Genomic DNA, 16,550 nt, shown 5'->3' with positions numbered 1-16,550 from the left:
GGAAGGGCGGGGGAGCGCAGATGGGAAGGAGTGTTTCGCCGAAACGAAATGTCAAGCCGGCGCGGCCGTCCTATATTCTCGACGAGCAGATCGGCTTCATCCTGCGCCAGGTCTGGCAGCGCCATGCCACCATCTTCGCCCGCGAGATCGGCATCAACCTGACCCCGACGCAATGGGCGGCACTGGCAAAACTGACCGAGACTGGGCCATGCTCGCAGAACCTGCTGGGCCGTTTGACGGCAATGGACGTCGCGACCATCAAAGGCGTGATCGACCGCCTCACCGCGCGCGGCCTGACCGAGACAAGCCCGGACCCTGAGGACGGCCGCCGCCTGCTGGTGAGCCTGACCCGCGCCGGCCAGCAACTGGCGGAGAAGGCCGCGCCGAACGCGCTCGCGATCACGCGGGAGACGCTGGCGCCGCTGGATGCCAAGGAGCGCGAGACGCTGATCGCGTTACTCGACAAGTTGCGCTGAATGCCGGCCGCGGCTTCCGCGTCAGCTCAGGTTGAATGCCAGTGCAACCGCGCCGACCAGGATGAGGCTGACGGCCCAAGTCGTGTCCAGGTTGAACCAGCTTTGCGATATGAATTTGAGGCCGAGATAGCGGTAGGCGAGCCACGCGCAACATCCGCCGGCGGCGATCATCGCTGCGGCATGGATGGTAGCGACCAGCACGGCCATGCCGAGATTGGCGTTGATGAGCGTGCCAGCGGCAGCATGGCCGCTGTCTAGTTCGGCTTCCCGGCAGAGCCTGAGATAGATCGGCACCAGCATCAGCGCGGCGCCGTGTGCGAGCGCCACGGCGAACGACCAAAGCCCCAATTGCGCCGGTGATATCCGCGCCAGCACTCTCGGATGGCGCCTGTTGGCGAGCCGGAACAGACCGAAGGCCACGACGAGGAGGCTGGCGCCGATCTGTATCGTGCGCTGCCATTCGACCACGGCAACCAATAGCGCGAAGGGCAACATCACGAGGAGCATCGCGAGCAGATGGCCGGCCGTGAGCGGCCAGAGCGCGGCCACCAGCGCCCGCGGACTTCTTTCCATCAATCCAGCCGAAACGGCGAGCGGCCACCCCATGCCCGGGTTGACGCCGTGGTAGAGGCCGCTCGCGATGACAGCCAGCCAGAGCCAGGCAGGTGTCCAGTCGGCTGCGCTCAAATTCAGACCGACGGATAGCAGAACGAATCCGTCGAACAGTCACCGCCGTCGAGCCGGACTTGGTGTGCGCGGTATCCGTCGGGGAAGTTGACCCAGTAGTCTCGCGCCAGCTCGAGGCCACCGTCCGGCTTCGTATTGGCCATCACCATGGCGCCCGGGACACCATCGGGATAGAATTGATCGTCCCACGTCGAGTAGAGCGAGTTGGTCCAGTAAACCCGCTTGCCGTCGCGGCTGATCTCGACCATCTGCGGACCGCCTGCAAACGCCTTGCCGTTCGGGTGCGGCGTGCGCCGCGCGATGCCGCCGATGCGCACCGAGCCGGCAAGCTTCGGCCTCCGCGGTTCGCTGACATTGTATTGACGCATCTCGCCGGTGCCCCAGCAGGCGACGTAGAGGAATTTGTCGTCCATCGACAGGTCGATGTCCGTCACCAGCGGCGGCACTGCGCCAAAGCCCTGCAGCAGCGGCGGCAATTGCTCCTTCGGCGCCGCCTCGGGCGAGATCGTCGCCGTCTTCTCGACGTGAAACTTGCCGCCCTCGCGCCACCAGGTCCAGATCGAGCCTTCGAGATTTGTGGTGTCGACCACGGTGCCCAGAAAGCCGTATTCGCGAACCGGATCATGCGCGGGACGCACTTCCAGCCCCATCTGATGATTGGCCCCGAGATCAATTGTCTGCACGTTTCGCCGGGCCCGCAGATCCCAGAAGTGAATATGGTGACCGTACTTGTTCGAGAGCAGATCCTCCGGCACGATGCCGTTCTCGAACTGCGGCGGCAACCCCCACTCGCTCGTCACCATGTAATCGCGTGGCAGGTTCCACCAGAAATCATAGTGCATTGTCTGGGGGCCACGATCGATTTCCCACCGTCCGAGCACCTCGAAGGTTTCGCAGTCCATGATGAAGACGCCGGGCGGTCCGTCGGTGCCATCCTTGCCGCCGCCGCCGAGCGTAGAGACGTAGATGCCTTCCGGCCCGCAATGAACGGTGTGGGGCCGCGAGTATCCGGTCTTCCTGAAGATTTCCTCCGGCTCGATGATCTTGTGTATCGCCGCCTTGGTGGGATCGGGCTTGGTATCGACGATGTAGATGCGGGATGACCGCATGCCGGGAATGATCAGATAGCGGCGCTCGAGGAAGGCATGTCCGGTGAGCGGCGATAGCGCCGACGAGCAGGCGTTCCAGCCGAAATGGTGAAACTCGTCGCCCTTGTTCGGCATCGTCACCGTGTGAACGATCTGACTGTAGGTCTGGGAATTCGGATTGACGTCGATCACAGCCAGCGCATCCGGTTTTGAAGCGTCCGGGCTGAGCAGGACGGTGTAGGCGAAGCTCTCCGGCGGAGCTTCCATGGCAAGCTTTGGCGAAGCGTGAAACGTGGGATCGGGCCGAATGTTCATCGTACTGCCTCCCTGTTTGCCTCGATGTACAGCGACACGGCTCAGCGGCATGCAGCAGCAAGACATCACCCGACGCGTTGAGTTCCTTTTGCGAGCGCCGCCGGCCGGGGTTTGCCGACCGACCATACACCGCAATACGGCAGGCGAAAATAACGATGGTGCTACTGATCCGCTGCGCGACGCAAAGGGCGCGGAAGCCTGCTGATGATTGCGCTTGCCGGTTTGGGCGGCGTCGCGAACGCGTCAACGCAGGTTCGATCATCGCCATTCGCTCGCGACCATTTGCAGGGAGAGGGCGTCCTGCGTCCTATGCACGCTTTCTCCGTGCAATCGATCGAGCGTTGGCTTGGTCGGCGGCGCCCAGATTGGCGGGGCCGTGAAACCGCTGTTACTATTGACGTTACATCAAACTGTTTGATAACGTTGTTATCATGAACAAGCTCGCACCCTCCCAAAAGGACTGGTCTGACGTCGTGAAGGGGGCGAAGCGCGAGCTTCTGCTGCGCGCCGCGCGCGACGAATTCGCCGAACAGGGCCTGGAAGGCGCCACCATGCGCGGCATCGCCGTTCGCGCCGGCTGCACGACGGGCGCGATCTATCCGCTGTTCGATAGCAAGCAGGCGATCTACGCCGAACTGCTGAAACAGTCGCTGGCGGCGCTCGATGCCTACGTTGCCGAGGCCGTGACTAAAGCGCGGACGCCGGAGACGCAGGTCGAGGCGGCCTGCGGGGCCTTCCTGAACTACTACCTCGATCACCGCTTCGAGATAAATCTAGGCCTCTATGCGTTCCGCGGCCTCAAGCGGCTGGGCGTCGGCAAGCCATCGGATGAGGAACTCAACCAGGCGCTATGGAAGGTGCTGGAACGCATCGCCCTGCCGCTGACTGAAGTGCGCGGCCTCAAGCCTTCAGAGGTTCGGCCGTGGGTAGCGCTGCTCACCAGCCAGATGATCGGGGCTCTCGTGCTGCAGATTGCGGGCCGGCTGGATTTTCTGGAAACCGGCGCGCAGGCGCTGCTTCGCATGATGCTGGCGCAATGCCTTGCCCCGACGATGTCGAAGAACGTAAAGGCCGCACGCAAATCAAAACAGTAAGGGAGTAGGCGAAATGGTCCGGATCGAAAAGCAGGGCGCAGTGTGGACAATCATCCACAGCCGGTTTGCCGAAGCGCGCAACGCTATGGATCCCGACAGCGCGGAAGCAATCCTGGCAGCCTTCAAGGAATTCGACGCCGACGATTCCGCTAGCGTCGCCGTGCTGTGGGGCGAGGGCGGCGCGTTCTGTGCCGGCTGGGATCTCAAATTCGCCAGCACGCTCTCCGATCGCGCCGCTTTCCAACGTCATGTCGTCGATGGCCTGGCGTTCCCCACCGGCGCAAACCCCGCGCCGCGCGGTCCGCTCGGACCGACGCGATTGGAATTGTCGAAGCCGGTAATTGCCGCGGTAGAAGGACCGGCAGTGGCCGGCGGGATGGAGCTTGCGCTGTGGTGCGATATCCGCGTGATGGCCGAGAGCGCCTATTTCGGCGTCTATTGCCGGCGCTGGGGTATCCCGCTGTTGGACGGCGGCAGCGTTCGTCTGGCGCGTCTGGTCGGGCAGGGACGAGCTATGGAAATCATCCTTACGGGCCGCAAGGTCCCGGCGGACGAAGCGCTGCGCATCGGCATGTGCGAACAGGTGGTCGAGACCGGTGGCGCGCGTGCCGCGGCCGAGGCAATGGCGCGGGAGATCGCGCGGTTTCCGCAAGCGGCCGTGCGGGCAGATCGCCGCTCGGTGGTGGAAACCTACGGTCTGCCGGTCCGTGAAGCGTTGCGGCAGGAATGGACCAACGGCGTTGAAGCCATCTTCAAGGAAGGCGTTAGCGGCGCCGCGCGCTTTGCCGCCGGCAAGGGCCGCCACGGCGATTTTGCCAAGATCTGAATTCCTTTATCCAGGGAGGCTCTCATGGCCAAAGTCATCTACGAGCGCGACGGTCGCATCGCCCGCATCACGCTGAACCGGCCGGAGGTCATGAATGCGATCGACGACGAGTTGCCGGGCGCGCTCGCCGATGCAGTGGCGCGTGCCGACAGTGATCCGGGGGCGCATGTCATCGTGCTGGCGGGCGCCGGCCGCGCCTTCTGCGCCGGATACGACCTGACGGCTTACGCCTCCGGCGACAAGGCCAATCGCTATACCCAGGAGATGCCGTGGGATCCGATGAAAGATTACGCGGCCATGTCCGACAACACCAACAAGTTCATGAGCCTGTTCCGTTCGAAGCGGCCGGTGATCTGCAAGGTGCAGGGCTTTGCGGTCGCCGGCGGCTCCGACATCGCGTTGTGCTCTGACATGATCGTCATGGCGGAAGATGCGCGCATCGGCTATCCGCCGGTTCGGGTCTGGGGCTGTCCGACAACGGCGATGTGGGTCTACCGGCTCGGCGCCGAAAAAGCCAAGCGCATGCTGTTCACCGGCGACAAGATCACCGGCGTTGAAGCAGCAGCGCTCGGCCTCGTGCTGAAAGCCGTTCCGGCCGACAGGCTGGATGAGGAGGTCGACGCGCTTGCACACCGCATCGCCACCGTGCCGCAGAACCAGCTCATGATGCAGAAACTGATGGTCAACCAGGCACTCTACAATATGGGCCTGATGGGCACGCAGATGATCGCCACCGTGTTCGACGGTATCACCCGGCATTCTCCCGAGGGGCTGAACTTCAAGCGACGGTCGGAGGAGATGGGGTGGAAACACGCCGTCGACGAACGCGACCAGGGTACCTTCGACTGGACGACCAACCAGCCGATCACGCAAAACAGGTAATTCGAAGCGCAAGATTTCGAGTCGGAGAGCATTCCGCTCTATCTGACCGTAATGGTAATTTTCTGCGAGACCACCGGAGGAACGTGTGGGTAGTGTTCGGCATCGCCGAGCACGAGCTGAAGCGTGTGCTTGCCGGGTGGAAGTTCGATCCGGGCTTCGGTCTGACCCGCCCCAAAATGAAGATGTGACTTGTCTTGCGGGATCGGTTCGTTCGGATTGAGCGGCTCGTTCACATTGATCAGAAGATGATGATGGCCGCTGTTTGGATAATTGTCGCCGGCGTGCGTTACGCCCATGTTGCGCAGACCAAAGCGGCACCAGAATGCACCTTTGATGGTGGCGCCGTTCTGCGGCCACACGAAATAAAGAAGCGCATCCTTCGCAGCGGGCTTTCCTTGGGCGCACGCGGCGAACGGCAGGCAAGTGAGCGCTGCTGACAGAGCGATCCACTGCATAAACTTCATGACTGTCTCTCAACGCTTCCTAGAGCATGATCCGGAAAAGTGGGTACCGGTTCTCCGAAAAGATCATGCTCGAATCAAAGAGATAGAGCGGGACGACTTTTCGAAGAAAAGTTATCCCGCTCTAGGGGGAAAGTGCGACGCGGAACCCGTGGGTGGGATACCGCACGTTGGTGTCATAGCTGCCGCGGTTTGACGTCCGGGCATATTGCGAGTCTTTCCTCCAGGAGCCGGAACGGATGACATGCGAGGGACATCCATTCTCGACCCACGCTGACCCGTCTGCCGGCGCGCCTTGATAATTTCTGTGCCAGCAGTCTTCCACCCATTGGTCAACGCCGCCGCCCATATCGAATAGCCCAAAAGGATTTGGCTTCAGGCTGCCGACCTTCACCGGCTGATCGATGGCCGGAATGTCACTGCAGTTCTTGCAATTGACCATGCCGGGCTGAAACTGATCGCCCCACCAGTATCGGGTCTGCGTGCCGCCGCGCGCTGCATATTCCCATTCGGCCTCGCTCGGCAGCCGATACGGCTTGCCGGTGGTTTCCGCGAGCCACGCGGCATATTGCTTGGCGTCGCTCCAGCTTACGTTTGTAACAGGCGCATCGTCCTTTCCGCTCGCTGTGAATCCGCATGCCTTTGCAGCAGCGCATGCATTCCATTCTCGCACGGAGACAGGAAATTTCCCCATCGCAAACGGCTTGATCGTTACCTGACGGACCGGCTTTTCCGAAACGTCTTCGTTGCTGCCCATTGCGAAGCTGCCACCCCGAAGCGAGACCATCTCGGGTTCTCGAACCGAGGCGGCCGCCTGCGTGGTTGGTTGACCAGCGGGTGGGGCGGGTAGGGCGGACGGCGGTAGCGGCGCGGCCTGTTTGGAAGCTGGAGACGGCTCTGGCTGAGGCGTCGCCTGCTGCTGCGTTGGCGCAGGCTGAGCAGGCGGCGCTGGTTGTTTTGTGGCGGGCGCCTTCTGCACTTCGGCCGGAGGTGAAACGGGAGCCGAAACCAGATTTTTCAGCTTGCCGGTTGGCAAGAGCGTCCAGATAGCGCCGCCCGCAATTAGCAGCAGCGCAAAGATCAGCAAGGAGACCAGAATGCCTTCGCGCCGCTTCCGGCTTTGCAGAAGCGCCGCAGGATCGGAAAGCACGCGATAGACCCGCACCGGGTCGGTGATGTTCTTGACATGGCGATCACCGAGCGATTCGTATCCGCAAACCAGCTTGTGCTTAATCTGTTCGTAGATGCCGCCGGAGATATAGACTTCGCCGGGCTGGGCTATGCCTTCAAGTCGCGTGGCAATATTGACGCCGTCGCCGTAAACGTCGTCCGTTTCGATGATGACATCGCCAAGATTGACGCCAATTCGATACTCGATCCAATGGTGCTTCGGCAGTGCCGCGTTGCGTCCCACCAGATTTTGCTGGATCACGATGCTGCAGCGGACGGCTTCGACGGGACTATCGAAAATCGCAATGAACCCGTCGCCGGTGGTTTTAACAAGCCTGCCGTGATGTTCTATGATGCTGGGTTCGATGAGATCGCGCTCGATGCGCTTGACACGGTTGTGCGTGCCCTCTTCGTCGATTTGCATCAGTCGGCTGTAACCGGAGATATCGCCTGCCACGATGGCTGCAAGGCGGCGCGGTGCCGGTTCGCGCGTTGGCGCGCCAACTCGGCCTGTCTTGATGTCACGAATCTGAGCCATGGTTCAGATTGTTCCAAGACTGCGAAAATGACAGTGTGGGGCAAACAATCTTTCCAGCGCCAATAACGTAGCATATTGCAGGCATGTAGCAAGCGAGCGGCCGCAATGCGTGGAACCGTCCACCGACTGGGGTTGGACTGATCCTCGGCCAACCACCGGTATGGATCTTCGTCGATCGGGTACTGTGGCACGCTTACCGCATCGAACGAGCGGGTTGGCCACATGGAACGAAGGCGATATTGCCGATGCGCAGTGCGGAACGCCAGTTCAGCGTCGCCCGCGATCACCGGCCTGTCGCCGTCGCTGCGGAACCGGCGACGCGGCTAGGTCCACCGCCATCAATGCCCGATGATGATCTCGGGCACCTTCCCGGCGGGCGGCGTGTTGCGGCTGCGCTGGGTGCGGACGATGCCGTCGATGATGGTCATGCCGATGCCGGGGAGGTCGCCGAGCTGCACGCTCTCGAGGATGTTCTTGCCGGGCGAGTGCTGCGCCTTGTCCATCAGCACGAAATCGGCAGAGCGGCCGACTTCAATTAGCCCGCAATCGAGCTCGCGCATGCGGGCGGTGTTGCCGGTGGCAAGGCAGAAGGCGAGTTCGGCGGGCAGATCGCCGAGCGAGGACAGCATCGACACCATCCGCAAAATGCCGAGCGGCTGCACGCCGGAGCCGGCCGGCGCATCGGTGCCGAGGATGACGCGGTGCAGGTCGCCCATTTCGCGCGCGGTGCGCAACGTGAACAGCGCTGAGCGCTCATTGCCGTTGTGAACCAGCTCCAGCCCGCGCTTGCAGCCCTCGCAGATGCAGCGGATCTGGTCGTCGGGCAGCGCAGTGTGGCCGCCATTGATATGACCGACCACGTCGGTGTCGGCTTCCAGCACCACGTCCTTGTCGATCAGGCCGGAGCCGGGAATCGAGGGACCGCCGGTGTGGATCGTGCTCTGGATGCCGTATTTACGTGCCCAGCCGACCATCTTGCGCGCAGTCGGGCCGTCCTTGACGCCGCCAAGGCCGACTTCGCCGAGCAGCTTGACGCCGGCCGCGGCCAATTCCTTGAAATCGTCCTCGACCATTTCGCATTCGATCACGGGCGCGCCGGCGTGCACCTTCACCCCGCCCGGACGCAGCGTCCAGAACGCGCGCTGCGCAAAGATCGCCATCGCCTTCAGGCCGACGACGTCGCGTGGACGACCGGGCATGTGGACTTCGCCGGCCGAGATCATGGTGGTGACGCCGCCATGGAGATAGCTGTCGATCCAGTTGGTCTGGTTCTGCCGCGGCGTCCAGTCGCCGGCGACGGGGTGGACATGGCTGTCGATCAGGCCGGGCGCGACGGTGGTGCCATTGGCGTCGACGACCGTGGTGGCGCCCTCGGTGTTGACGTCCTTGAAGCGGCCGATCGCTGAAATCTTGCCGTTTTCGGCCACGATCGTGTCGCCGTCCAGGATCGGCTTCTCCAATGCCCCCGACAGCAGCAACCCGATGTTGCGGATCACCAGCTTGCTGGGACCGGTCGCCTGGGGTGCATCGTGGGCCATGGTTTTTCCTTTTGGTTCAATGCCTTCGCTGCGCATTCTGCCCGGCTTGACGATCGGATCAAGCTGGATTATTCATTTGTATACGAACGATCGTATACGAATGATTTGATCGGTCAATCCGGCTTGCAGGTCAGGAACGGCAAGATGAGCAATTTCAACCAGGAAAGCGTCCTCAGCGTCCATCACTGGACCGACACGCTGTTCAGCTTCACCACCACGCGCGATCCCTCGTTCCGCTTCCGCAACGGTGAGTTCACCATGATCGGACTGAAGGTCGGCGAGAAGCAGCTGCTCCGGGCCTACTCAGTCGCCAGCGCCAATTACGAGGACCGGCTGGAATTCTTCTCGATCAAGGTGCCGGACGGGCCACTGACCTCGCGCCTCCAGCACTTGAAGCAGGGCGACGAGATCATCGTCAGCCGCAAGGCCACGGGCACGCTGGTCATCGACAACCTCGAGGACGGCCGCAATCTCTATCTGATCGGCACCGGCACGGGCTTGGCCCCGTTTCTTTCCGTGATCAAGGATCCCGAGACCTATGAGCGGTTCGAGAAGGTCGTGCTGCTGCACGGCTGCCGCCGCGTCGCCGAGCTCGCCTATGGCGAGATGATCACCGAAAAGCTGCCGAACGACGAACTGATCGGCGAATATGTCCGCAACCAGTTGATCTATTACCCGACGGTGACCCGCGACCCGTTCCGCAACCGCGGCCGCATCACCGACCTGATCAACTCAGGAAAACTGTTCGCTGATATCGGTTTGGCCTCGCTCGATCCCGCGCATGATCGCGTCATGATCTGCGGCAGCCCGGCGCTGGTGGCGGACACGCGCACGCTGCTCAACGGCAAGGGGCTTGTCGAGGGCAATCACGGCGAGCCGGCCCAGTTCGTCGTCGAGAAGGCGTTTGTGGAGCGGTGATCTCCTGCGGCGCCATAGGTTTATCTCCTCACCCTGAGGAGCTTGCGCAGCAAGCGTCTCGAAGGGCGAGGCCACAGCGGGGCCTCATGGTTCGAGACGCGCTGCGCGCTCCTCACCATGAGGGGTTAGAGCTAAGGCCTAACCCCCGGCGCTTCCATCGCCATCCCGCGCGCCCGTGACATCAGATACAATTCAAGTTCGACCAGTTCCGGCGCGCCGTAGTCATAGGCCTGCGCGCGGATGCCGGTGATGCAGGCGCGCAGGCGCCGCTGCAGCGATCCCAGCGACTGCCATTCCAGCCGGTAGAGCGGGTAGCCGGTCGGGTGTCCCTGCGTGATCGCGGAGCCGGCGAGCTTCTTGTCCCAATTGTCGTCATGGCAATTGGCGCAAGCGAGATTGAGCTGGCCCTGCCGCTGCATATAACGCTCGCCTCCCCTGGCGATAAACGGCGCGAGCTGTGGGTCGGCGCCGGTCTCGATCGGCATGCCCTGCGACTGCCGTGAGACAAAGGCCGTGAGCGCCAGCAGTTCGCGGCTCTCGAAGGGCATCGGCGTCGCCTGCTGGTGGTTGCTGCGGCACGAATTGATGCGCTGCTCCAGATCGACCGGACGGCCGGTTGCCTTGTCAAAGGCGGGGTAACGGGCGGCTATCCCTTTCATGCTGGTGCGCGCATCGCCGTGGCAATCGGCGCAGGCCTTGTTGGAGGCGCCTAGCTTGCGCCTCCATAGCGCTTCGCCGTCGAGCACCCAGAGCATGCCTGGATTGGCGGTATCCTCGTCCTGCATCGCCTTGGTGTCGGCCTTCATAAAACTGTAGCCGGAGCGGCGGTCGGCTTGGGGGATTTCGGCGGCGCACACCGCGCTTGCGGTCAACAGCGCGGCGGCTATGGCGCCAAAAGGTCTCATTCGACCGTGATCGAGGCGGACGCGGTTTCGGAAAAGCCCTTGTCGCCGATCCATTCGAACTCGAACTTGCCGCTTTCTGTGGCGGTCGTGAAAAAAGTGATGAAGGGGTTCGCGGCGATCGCCGGAAACAGATCGGCGCGGAAAATCTCGTTTCCATTGAAGCGGCACGTAAAGCTCGTGATGATGTTGCGCGGAACGGCTTCGCCTGTAGTCGTATGGCGATAGCCGGTTTCCATAATGTGCGACATCAGCGTCTTGATCTCGATAATGTCGCCGCGTTTGGCTTTCGCCGGAACGTTGATGAGCGCGGAAGCCATCAGATTACCTCCTCGGTGCAGGCTGCGAGCGTCACCACGACGTCGACGCTGGTTGACCAGAACGAGCCATCCGAGAGTTTTGCGATCGCGACGATCTTCTGGCTGTCGGCGAGACGGATGCGGGTCGAAACCTGCGCGCGACCGCTATGCGGGCCGAGATGGAAATTGGCGATGTTGGGCTGCGGATTCTTCTCATTGAAGACGTGAATGCTCCGGACGTGATCCTCCGGGGCCATCGGATGCGCGACGGTGACCGTCATCGGTACGGTGTTGCCGTTCTCCACCAGCGGCGGGATGTCGAGCTTGACCTTGCCGGTGTGCACCATCGCGCCGCCGGTGACATTCTGGATGGCGGAAGCAAGCATCGCGGGCGTCGCCTCCGCGGGCCGAACGGTAATGACGGGGATTGCGCCGAGCGCGGCTGCGCCACCGGCGAGGCCGAGGAACTGGCGGCGTGATGAATTTGGAGGTTGCTGCATCGTGCCTTCCTATTCTCGCAGCGTCATAAGATACGCTACGATATCCTCGATCTGCTCGGCCGACAGGATCGGCTTGCCGCGCCACAGCGTCCCGACGCGATTGAGGCCGTCCACGCGGTAATAGGACGGCATGATGGTCGCGGCGTTGAGGCGGGGCGCGTCCACTAGGCGGAGCCGAAGCTGGCCTTCGGACGCGCGGCTGCTGGAACCGGAAAGATCAGGCGCCAGATCGCCCTGGAATTTCTGCTCGGGAAATGGGCCGCTATGGCAGAGGATACAAGTGCTGGAACGCTCGACGACCAGGGCGCGCCCGCGCGCGGCATCACCCGCTGCGCCCGTAAGTGAAAACGGAATGGCATCGCCGACGACCGCATAGCTGCGAAGTTCCTGCGCAGCGGTACCGCCGGGCAGGGCAAGAAGCGCTCCGGCAAGGATTGGCGCCGATATGCGAAATCCGAATCTAGCCAAAGACTTCCGCCGTAATGGTCGCGAACCAGGTTTGCGCGTAGTCGGCTTCGCGCGCGCGGAAATCGCGCGGCGCCTCCAGCGGACTGACGCCGCCGGCGCCTTCGACGTCGGCCAGCAATCCGTTCTTCGGTTGGTAGACGCCGGCAATCGAGATGCCATAATCGGGCGCCGCCAGGCTGTAGCAGGTGTTGATCAGTTTCGGCGCGGCAGGCGTTCCGCCTGATATCAGCGTCGCAATCGCGGCCGCGCAAACCTTGGCCTGCGCATTCGCCGTGAATGCGGATTTGGGCATGGCGCCGGCAAGACAGGCATCGCCGATGACATGGATATTCGGCGCCGATTTGGACTCGAAGGTGACAGGATCGATCGCGCACCAGCCGGTGGTGTCAGTCGCGCCGGCGATCGCAGCGATGCGGCCAGCGCGCTGCGGCGGAATGACATTGGCCACCTGGGCGGTGTGGTTGCCGAAATCGGTGATCAGCGTGTTGGTCGCTGGATCCACGCCGTTCACCTTGCCGCCCTGCGACAGCGATACCCATTCGACCATTCCCGGATAGAGCTCCTTCCAGGCGTTCTGGAACAGACGCTGCTTGGAGAAAGCATCCTTGGCATCGAGGATGAGCAGCTTGGAGCGCGGCTTCTTGGTTTTCAAGTAGTGCGCAATCAGACAGGCCCGTTCGTAAGGTCCTGGCGGGCAGCGGAAGGGATTGGCCGGGGCTGCGATGACAACTAGACCGCCATCGTCCATGGCTTCGAGCTGCTTGCGCAGCAGCAGCGTCTGCTCGCCGGCTTTCCAGGCATGCGGCATCTTCGCAGCCGCAGCTTCGTCGTAGCCCTGTAGCGCGTCGAAACGCAAATCGATGCCGGGGGAGAGCACCAGCCGGTCGTAGCCGAGCGATGTGCCATCGGCGAGCCCGACGGTCCGCGCCGTAGCATCGATCTTCGTCGCTGCCTGCGGCACCACCGTCACGCCTCCGGAGGCGATCTTATCATAGCCGAATTGTTGCTGCTCGATCGAACGCAGTCCGGCAATGACGTTGTTGCTGAACGGGCAGGCAATGAAGGTCCGGTTCGGCTCGACCAGTGTGACCTGCAATTTCGGGTCGATCTGTTTCAGCGCCCGCGCGCAGCTAGCGCCGCCGAAGCCGCCGCCGATCACGACCACGCGTGCTGCCGCTTGCGCGAACGCGGGCAGCGGAAACGCCGCCGCCGCTGCGGCTGTAGCGGCGACGCGGCAGAAATCCCGGCGGCTGATGCGATGGCTGATACCCATCCCGGCGGCTCCTTATTTCTGCGCCGCGAGCCACGCCGCAATCGCGCGCGACTCCTCGTCGGTGAAACCTTTGGCAATGCGGTTCATGACCGTGGCGGGAAGCGAGCCGTCGCGGAATCCGGCCATCGCCTTGGCGATATCCCCGGCATCGCGGCCGTACAGCCGCGAAATGGACGAGGTGGTTGTTCCGGTGGAATGGCAGCCGGAGCAGGATGCCGCGCCGGGCGGGGGATCGGAAGCCGCAAGCAGCGGCTGATACCACGCTGCGACCGTGACAACTGCGATGGCGACACGCAACGCGTTCATCGGCAATCTCTCGGGTGGGAAAACGGCGGCCTCGGGGTGAGGCCGCCGTCCACTATTGTCAGGCAAAGGTGATGTTCTGATCCTTCAGCGGCACCGAACGGATGCGTTTGCCGGTGGCCGCGAAGTAGGCGTTGAGCACCGCGGGCGCGGCGACACCGATGGTCGGCTCGCCGACACCGCCCCAGAAGCCGCCGCTCGGCACCATCACGCATTCCACCTTCGGCATCTCGGCGATGCGCATGGAATTGTAGGTGTCGAAGTTGGTCTGCTCCATCTTGCCGTCTTTCACCGTGCAGCCGCCATAGAACAGGGCGGACAGGCCGTAGACAAAGGAGCCCGCGATCTGCCGCTCGACCTGCGCCGGGTTGACGACGTAGCCGGGATCGGTCGAGGCGACGATGCGGTGCACCTTGATCTTGCTGCCTTCGGAGACGGAGATTTCGGCGGCGCCTGCGACATAGCTGCCATAGCCCATCACTTGCGCAATCCCGCGATAGACGCCCTGCGGCGCAGGCTTGCCCCAGCCGATTTTCTCGGCCACGGCGTTGAGCACGGCGAGATGCTTCGGGTGCTTGCTCATCAGCTTGCGGCGGAACTCCACCGGATCTTGCCCTACCGAATGCGCCAGCTCATCCATGAAGCATTCCAGATAGATCGCGTTCTGGTTCACGTTCACGCCGCGCCAGAAGCCGGGCGGTACGTGCGGGTTGCGCATGGAATGCTCGACCAAAAGGTTCGGCACGGAGTAGCCGATCGCCGCATCGCCGGAAGGGCTCATGCCCTGGAACGCAACCGTGTCCATGCCGTTCACCAGCGCCGCCGGACGCACCGTGAACAGGATCGATTGGCCGGACAATCTGACGTGCAGCGCCGTCAGATTATTGTTGGCATCGAAGGCTCCGGTCAGCTTGCATTGCGTGACCGGATGAAATTTGCCTTGCGCCATGTCCTCTTCGCGCGACCACAACAGCTTGACCGGCGTACCCGGCATCTGCTTGGCGATCAGAACCGCCTGCCTGACGTAGTCGGTCATGCCGCGGCGGCCGAAGCCGCCACCGAGGATGAGCTTGTGCACCTCGCATTTTTCGGCCGGTAGGCCTGCGGCTTCCATGGTAGCGGCGAATGCTGCTTCGCCGTTCTGCGTACCGCACCAGACCTCGCATTTGTCCGGCGTATAGAGCGCCGTTGCGTTCATCGGCTCCATGGTCACGTGGTTCTGGTAGGGATAGTTGTAGACCGCCTCGACCTTCTTGACCGCGCTGGCAATCGCGGCTTTGGCGTCGCCGTTCTGGTTGCCGATATAGGCCGGCTGGGAATTGTCGAGGCCTTCGGCCAGCCATTTGGCGATCGACTCGCTGGAGACCTTGGCGTTCTCGCCTTCGTCCCAGACGATCGGTAGCGCATCGAGCGCGGTCTTGGCATGCCACCAGGTATCGGCGACGACGGCGACTGCGCTGTCGCCGACCTGCACTACCTTCTTGACGCCCTTCATGCCGGTGATCTTGGATTCATCAAAGCTCTTCAGCTTGCCGCCGAAGACGGGACAATCCTTGATCGCCGCATTGAGCATGCCCGGCAGCTTGACGTCGGCGCCATAGATCATCGCGCCCGTCGTCTTGTCGACCGTATCGAGCCGCTTCAGGCCCTTGCCGGCGATCTTCCAGTCCTTGGGGTCCTTCAGCTTCACGTCTGCCGGCGGCTCGAGTTTCGCGGCGGCTTCAACCACCTTGCCGTAGGTCGTGGTCTTGCCCGACGGCGTATGGGTGATGACGCTGTTGGTCGCGGTGCATTCCGAGGCCGGCACCTTCCACTCGTTGGCGGCCGCCTGGATCAGCATCACCCGCGCGGTGGCGCCGCCCTTGCGGACATATTCCTGGCTAGAGCGGATGCCGCGGCTGCCGCCGGTCGAGAAATCGCCCCAGGCGCGCTTGCGTGCGACACTTTGACCGGGTGTCGGATATTCGGTGACGACCTTCGACCAGTCGCATTCGAGTTCTTCGGCGACGAGTTGGGCGAGGCCGGTGAGGGTACCCTGACCCATCTCCGAGCGGGCAATACGAATCACAGTTGTGTTATCGGGGCGGATCACCACCCAGACATTGACCTCGGGCGAGCCGTCGGCGGCGCGAACGACTGTGGGTCCGCCGAAGGGAATGTCGAGGCCGATTGCGAGGCCCGCGCCGGCGGCAGCGGTGCCAATGACGAAAGCGCGGCGATTGAGCTTGGGCATGACGTGCTGATTCATGGCATCCCCCTCAAGCGCTCGCGGCGGCGTGGATCGCCTCGCGGACCTGCTGGAAGGTCCCGCATCGGCAGATATTGGTGATGGCCTCGTTGATGTCCTCGTCGGTCGGCTTCGGCTTCTCCTTGAGAAGGGCCGCAACCGCCATGATCATGCCGCTCTGGCAATAGCCGCATTGTGGGACGTCGTTGGCTACCCAGGCCTGCTGCACCTTGTGCAGGGCGCCGTTGCTGGCAAGCCCTTCGATCGTGGTGATCTGCTTTCCGGCAGCCTCGCTGACCGTCATGCCGCAGGAGCGCATCGCGACCCCGTCGACATGAACGGTACAGGCCCCGCATAGCGCGATGCCGCATCCGTACTTGGTGCCGGTTAGGCCAACGTTCTCCCTGATCGCCCAAAGTAGTGGCGTGTCGTCTTCGACGTCCACGTTGATTGTTTTGCCGTTAATTGTGAGGTTTGCCATCGCGTATCCCCTGTTCGTCTGACCCATCGGTCGAGACCCGGCGCAATCTGGCCTGCAACCTGGAATCGTTCAAATCACGAAAATGCGTGGTTACGGTGGGGAAG

The 16,550-nt window shown here is 62.8% G+C and carries 18 protein-coding genes; 5 read left to right on the top strand and 13 right to left on the bottom strand.

Annotated elements, in window-relative coordinates:
• Positions 1-20 precede the first annotated feature (20 nt).
• Positions 21-476: a MarR family winged helix-turn-helix transcriptional regulator gene (locus CP49_RS18705; RefSeq protein ID WP_057851667.1), complete on the top strand. Its 456-nt coding sequence runs from the start codon at positions 21-23 to the stop codon at positions 474-476.
• A gap of 21 nt (positions 477-497) precedes the next feature.
• Here CP49_RS18705 and CP49_RS18700 read toward each other — a convergent pair whose 3' ends face one another.
• Positions 498-1,163 carry a hypothetical protein gene (locus CP49_RS18700; RefSeq protein WP_057851666.1) on the bottom strand — a complete coding sequence of 222 codons (666 nt, stop codon included), beginning with the start codon at positions 1,161-1,163 and terminating at the stop codon, positions 498-500.
• A gap of 2 nt (positions 1,164-1,165) precedes the next feature.
• Positions 1,166-2,566 carry a selenium-binding protein SBP56-related protein gene (locus CP49_RS18695; RefSeq protein WP_057851665.1) on the bottom strand — a complete coding sequence of 467 codons (1,401 nt, stop codon included), beginning with the start codon at positions 2,564-2,566 and terminating at the stop codon, positions 1,166-1,168.
• Positions 2,567-2,997: 431 nt separating this feature from the next.
• Between CP49_RS18695 and CP49_RS18690 the strand changes: the two genes are divergently transcribed.
• From CP49_RS18690 to CP49_RS18680, 3 genes are read left to right on the top strand one after another with little or no spacing between them, the layout of a single operon-like run.
• Positions 2,998-3,660: a TetR/AcrR family transcriptional regulator gene (locus CP49_RS18690; RefSeq protein WP_057851664.1), complete on the top strand. Its 663-nt coding sequence runs from the start codon at positions 2,998-3,000 to the stop codon at positions 3,658-3,660.
• A 13-nt stretch (positions 3,661-3,673) separates the two neighbouring features.
• A complete protein-coding gene (locus CP49_RS18685; protein WP_057851663.1) occupies positions 3,674-4,486 on the top strand; it encodes a crotonase/enoyl-CoA hydratase family protein in 813 nt (270 codons plus the stop codon).
• Between the two features lie 24 nt (positions 4,487-4,510).
• Positions 4,511-5,368 (top strand): crotonase/enoyl-CoA hydratase family protein, encoded by an 858-nt coding sequence (locus CP49_RS18680; protein ID WP_057851662.1) that lies wholly within the window; start codon positions 4,511-4,513, stop codon positions 5,366-5,368.
• A gap of 38 nt (positions 5,369-5,406) precedes the next feature.
• Here CP49_RS18680 and CP49_RS18675 read toward each other — a convergent pair whose 3' ends face one another.
• The 3 genes from CP49_RS18675 to CP49_RS18665 all read right to left on the bottom strand — a co-directional run bounded on the left by CP49_RS18675 (position 5,407) and on the right by CP49_RS18665 (position 9,075).
• Positions 5,407-5,832, bottom strand: a complete 426-nt coding sequence (locus CP49_RS18675; protein WP_057851661.1) for a DUF4399 domain-containing protein — start codon at positions 5,830-5,832, stop codon at positions 5,407-5,409.
• 121 nt (positions 5,833-5,953) lie between these two features.
• Positions 5,954-7,537 (bottom strand): SUMF1/EgtB/PvdO family nonheme iron enzyme, encoded by a 1,584-nt coding sequence (locus CP49_RS18670; protein ID WP_057851660.1) that lies wholly within the window; start codon positions 7,535-7,537, stop codon positions 5,954-5,956.
• Between the two features lie 338 nt (positions 7,538-7,875).
• Complete coding sequence (locus CP49_RS18665) at positions 7,876-9,075, bottom strand: amidohydrolase family protein (protein WP_057851845.1); 1,200 nt, start codon at positions 9,073-9,075, stop codon at positions 7,876-7,878.
• Positions 9,076-9,219: 144 nt separating this feature from the next.
• Here CP49_RS18665 and CP49_RS18660 point away from each other — a divergent pair, with 144 nt between their 5' ends.
• Positions 9,220-9,993, top strand: a complete 774-nt coding sequence (locus tag CP49_RS18660) for a ferredoxin--NADP reductase (RefSeq protein WP_057851844.1) — start codon at positions 9,220-9,222, stop codon at positions 9,991-9,993.
• 131 nt (positions 9,994-10,124) lie between these two features.
• Here CP49_RS18660 and soxA read toward each other — a convergent pair whose 3' ends face one another.
• The 8 genes from soxA to CP49_RS18620 are packed head-to-tail and all read right to left on the bottom strand — an operon-like array spanning position 10,125 to position 16,446.
• Positions 10,125-10,898, bottom strand: a complete 774-nt coding sequence (gene soxA, locus CP49_RS18655) for a sulfur oxidation c-type cytochrome SoxA (RefSeq protein ID WP_057851659.1) — start codon at positions 10,896-10,898, stop codon at positions 10,125-10,127.
• Positions 10,895-11,215, bottom strand: a complete 321-nt coding sequence (soxZ, locus tag CP49_RS18650; protein WP_057851658.1) for a thiosulfate oxidation carrier complex protein SoxZ — start codon at positions 11,213-11,215, stop codon at positions 10,895-10,897. Before soxZ ends, soxA begins: the two co-directional genes overlap by 4 nt.
• A complete protein-coding gene (locus CP49_RS18645; protein ID WP_057851657.1) occupies positions 11,215-11,694 on the bottom strand; it encodes a SoxY-related AACIE arm protein in 480 nt (159 codons plus the stop codon). The genes soxZ and CP49_RS18645 overlap by 1 nt, the downstream gene beginning before the upstream one ends.
• Before the next feature lie 9 nt (positions 11,695-11,703).
• The gene (gene soxX / locus CP49_RS18640; RefSeq protein WP_082646088.1) at positions 11,704-12,162 is read right to left on the bottom strand and encodes a sulfur oxidation c-type cytochrome SoxX; all 459 of its coding nucleotides are present in this window, start codon (positions 12,160-12,162) and stop codon (positions 11,704-11,706) included.
• On the bottom strand, positions 12,155-13,435 hold the full coding sequence (locus tag CP49_RS18635; protein WP_057851656.1) for an NAD(P)/FAD-dependent oxidoreductase: 1,281 nt from the start codon (positions 13,433-13,435) through the stop codon (positions 12,155-12,157). The genes soxX and CP49_RS18635 overlap by 8 nt, the downstream gene beginning before the upstream one ends.
• A 12-nt stretch (positions 13,436-13,447) precedes the next feature.
• On the bottom strand, positions 13,448-13,741 hold the full coding sequence (locus CP49_RS18630; RefSeq protein ID WP_057851655.1) for a c-type cytochrome: 294 nt from the start codon (positions 13,739-13,741) through the stop codon (positions 13,448-13,450).
• Between the two features lie 58 nt (positions 13,742-13,799).
• The gene (locus CP49_RS18625) at positions 13,800-15,986 is read right to left on the bottom strand and encodes a xanthine dehydrogenase family protein molybdopterin-binding subunit (protein ID WP_057851654.1); all 2,187 of its coding nucleotides are present in this window, start codon (positions 15,984-15,986) and stop codon (positions 13,800-13,802) included.
• Positions 15,987-15,996: 10 nt separating this feature from the next.
• The gene (locus CP49_RS18620; protein WP_057851653.1) at positions 15,997-16,446 is read right to left on the bottom strand and encodes a (2Fe-2S)-binding protein; all 450 of its coding nucleotides are present in this window, start codon (positions 16,444-16,446) and stop codon (positions 15,997-15,999) included.
• Between the last annotated feature and the right edge of the window lie 104 nt (positions 16,447-16,550).

The organism is Bradyrhizobium valentinum, assembly GCF_001440405.1.
Classification (GTDB): Bacteria; Pseudomonadota; Alphaproteobacteria; order Rhizobiales; family Xanthobacteraceae; genus Bradyrhizobium; species Bradyrhizobium valentinum.
Note: the sequence above shows the minus strand (reverse complement) of the source record. Positions and strands in the feature narration are given on the sequence as shown.